The 3,026-nt window shown below is 53.2% G+C and carries 2 protein-coding genes; both read left to right on the top strand.

All coding sequences use genetic code 11. The features are described 5' to 3' along the window. Positions 1 to 1,490: N-6 DNA methylase (locus tag AACR93_RS17905; protein WP_043851556.1), on the top strand; the 1,490-nt coding region annotated here is incomplete at its 5' end. Further along, a complete protein-coding gene (locus AACR93_RS17900; protein ID WP_082044150.1) occupies positions 1,490 to 2,845 on the top strand; it encodes a restriction endonuclease subunit S in 1,356 nt (451 codons plus the stop codon). The genes AACR93_RS17905 and AACR93_RS17900, both read left to right, overlap by 1 nt. The last annotated feature ends 181 nt before the right edge of the window (positions 2,846 to 3,026 follow it).

Below are 3,026 nucleotides of genomic sequence, written 5' to 3'. Positions count from 1 at the left end.
CCCACGGCGTGCTGTTTCGTGGCAATGCCGAGGCGCGCATCCGCGAGAATCTGCTCAAACAAGGCTTTATCAAGGGCATTATCGGCCTGCCTGCCAACCTCTTCTACGGTACCGGCATTCCGGCCTGCATCATCGTCATCGACAAAGAGACGGCGCACCAGCGCGCCATTCAGGCCAACGGCTATAGCAGCCAGAGCCTGTTTATGATCGATGCCAGCAAAGGCTTTATCAAAGATGGCAACAAGAACCGGCTGCGCGAGCAGGACATCCACAAGATCGTCGATACCTTTACCCGTGAGCAGGTGATCCCCCGTTACAGCCGCGCCGTGCCGCTCTCCGAGATCGCCGCCAACGACTACAACCTGAATATTCCGCGCTATATCGATGCCAGCGAGGCCGAAGATCTGCACGATCTGGCCGCCCACCTTAAAGGCGGCATTCCCAATCGGGATATCGACGCCCTGGGCGCTTACTGGCAGGTGTTCCCGACCCTGCGGGCCGATCTGTTTGCTCCGGCCCATGCCGGTTATAGCCATGGGTTGGTGGATGCCGCCAAGGTCAAGGGCACCATACTGGCGCACCCCGAGTTTGTCCGTTTTGCATCTGCTTCACTCGAACCCTTCTCGCGCTGGTTTACCGAGTGCCACCTGCCGGAGATAAAGCCGGGCGAATCGCCCAAGGCATTGATTGAGGAGATCAGCGAATCGCTGCTCGCCGCCTATGCGCCGCTGCCGCTGCTGGATAACTACGATATCTACCAGCTGCTGCTGGACTACTGGCACGCCGTGATGCAGGACGATGTCTATGTGCTCTCCCAGGATGGCTGGGCGGCGGGCAAGGTGCTGCGCGAGCTTAAAGTCGACAAGGGCGAAAAGCTTAAAGAGACGCCGGATCTGGTGCTAGGCAAGAGCAAGTACAAGGCCGAGCTGCTGCCTCCGACCCTGCTGGTGGCCCGCTTCTTTAGCGATAAGCAGGCCGAAATCGACGCCTTGCAGGCCACCGCGGATGAGGTGAGTCAACATCTGGAGAGCTATCTGGAAGAGCAGGGCGGCGAGGAGGGGCTGCTGAGTGACGCCGCCAACGATGCGGGCAAGATCAACGCCGCCAGCCTGAAGGCGCGGCTCAAGCAAGCCAGCGATGCCGAGGAAAAGGCGGCGCTAAAAACCGCCATCAAGCTGTTCGAAGCCGAAAGTCAGGCTAAAAAGGCGGTAAAAGAAGCGCAAGAGGCGCTGGATCGGGCGGTGGTGGCCCGTTACCCCAAGCTGACAGAGAGTGAGATCAAGCAACTGCTGGTGGAGGATAAGTGGCGCGCCAGCTTGCAGGCGGCCATCGAGGCGGAGATTGAGCGCATCACCCAGCAACTGGCCAACCGCGTCAAAGAGTTGGAGGAGCGCTACCGCGCCACCTTGCCGCAACTGACCCAACAGGTCAGCACCCTGGAGGCCAAGGTGGCCGCCCATTTGAAGAGCATGGGGCTGGAGTGGGCATAATGGCAGAGCAGATGATGCAAGAGGCGGCAGGCAAGGCGATCCCGGCGGGCTATCAGCAGACCGAAGTGGGGGTTATTCCGGAGGATTGGGAGGCAATTCCTTTAGGCGGGATATGTAAAGTACAGGGTGGCTTTGCCTTCAAGAGTGAAAAATTTAAAAAAACAGGCGTTCCTATTTTACGAATAAGTAACATTCAGTCTGGATTCTTGGATGTAAATGAAGTTGTTTATTATGCGGTTGGCGAAAAAATCCCAAAGCAATTTGAAGTACATGATGGTGATGCTCTGATTGCCATGTCTGGTGCTACTACTGGAAAAGTTGGTGTCTACAATAAAAATGAGGTCGCCTATTTAAACCAGCGCGTTGGTAAGTTTGTTCTTTATGGCAATGCAGATATGAAATACATTCAACATGTTGTTGGATCCGATTTGTACAAGAGCGCATTGAGTAATATGCTGGAACAAGGTGCACAGCCTAATATCAGTTCGTCACAGCTAGAACGTATAATCATTCGTAAGCCAACGTTAGAAATAGAGCAGAAAATCATTGCCAATGTGCTGTCGGATAGCGATGCGCTGATCGATGCGTTGGAGCAGCTGATCGCCAAGAAGCAGGCCATCAAGAGCGCCACCATGCAGCAACTGCTGACCGGCCGCACCCGCCTGCCCGCCTTCGCCCTGCGCCCCGATGGTACTCAAAAGGGCTATAAACTCAGCGAACTGGGAGACATTCCGGAGGATTGGGAGGTTAATACATTAAATAACTTGGTTTCATTTGAAAATGGTGACAGAAGTTCAAATTATCCATCTGCCAATGAGTTTGTTGATTATGGAATACCGTTTATAAATGCTGGTCATGTTTCAGACGGCCAAATAAATGACTCTATCATGGACTATGTGCCGGAGTATGTTTATAGCAGATTGGGTGGTGGCAAGGTTAAAACTGGTGATTTGCTCTTTTGCTTGAGAGGTTCTTTAGGGAAGTTTGGTGTTATTGATAAGGATTTTGGCAGGGGAGCTATTGCTAGCTCTTTAGTAATCGTTAGGCCAAATTTAAAGAGAACTTCCACCGATTTTGTGGCTAGTTACTTTAAGTCTGGAACTTGTAAAAAAATGATCGATCTTTGGGCTGGTGGTGCTGCTCAGCCAAATCTTGGTGCACGTGAACTTGGTATGTTTCTGGTTCCTATCCCGCAAAGAGAAGAACAAACCGCCATCGCCACTATTTTATCTGATATGGATAACGAGCTGCAGGCATTGACCCAGAAGCTGGAAAAGGCCCGCGCCCTGAAACAAGGCATGATGCAGCAACTGCTGACCGGCAAAATCCGCCTGCCGCTGGCGGCGGGGGCATAGACGGGGAGCATGAGTGCAACCCAGCCAGATGACCGCCTCTGCCGCGAGCCTGGCCACCGAGCCACCCAGGCCGGATTTGCTTGACCGTTGCTTGACTGTTGCGTGACTGGGGCGGTTGTTAATTGGCGCGATAGATGTTTATCTATCTGAAAAGAAAGAGAAACTTTTATTGTGAGTTGCT

Source organism: Aeromonas sp. L_1B5_3, assembly GCF_963866575.1.
Classification (GTDB): Bacteria; Pseudomonadota; Gammaproteobacteria; order Enterobacterales; family Aeromonadaceae; genus Aeromonas; species Aeromonas jandaei.
Note: the sequence above shows the minus strand (reverse complement) of the source record. Positions and strands in the feature narration are given on the sequence as shown.

Coding starts and splice junctions, on each gene's coding strand:
- AACR93_RS17900 (WP_082044150.1), top strand. CDS start 1,490: ATGGCAGAGCAGATGATGCAAGAGGCGGCAGGCAAGGCGATCCCGGCG.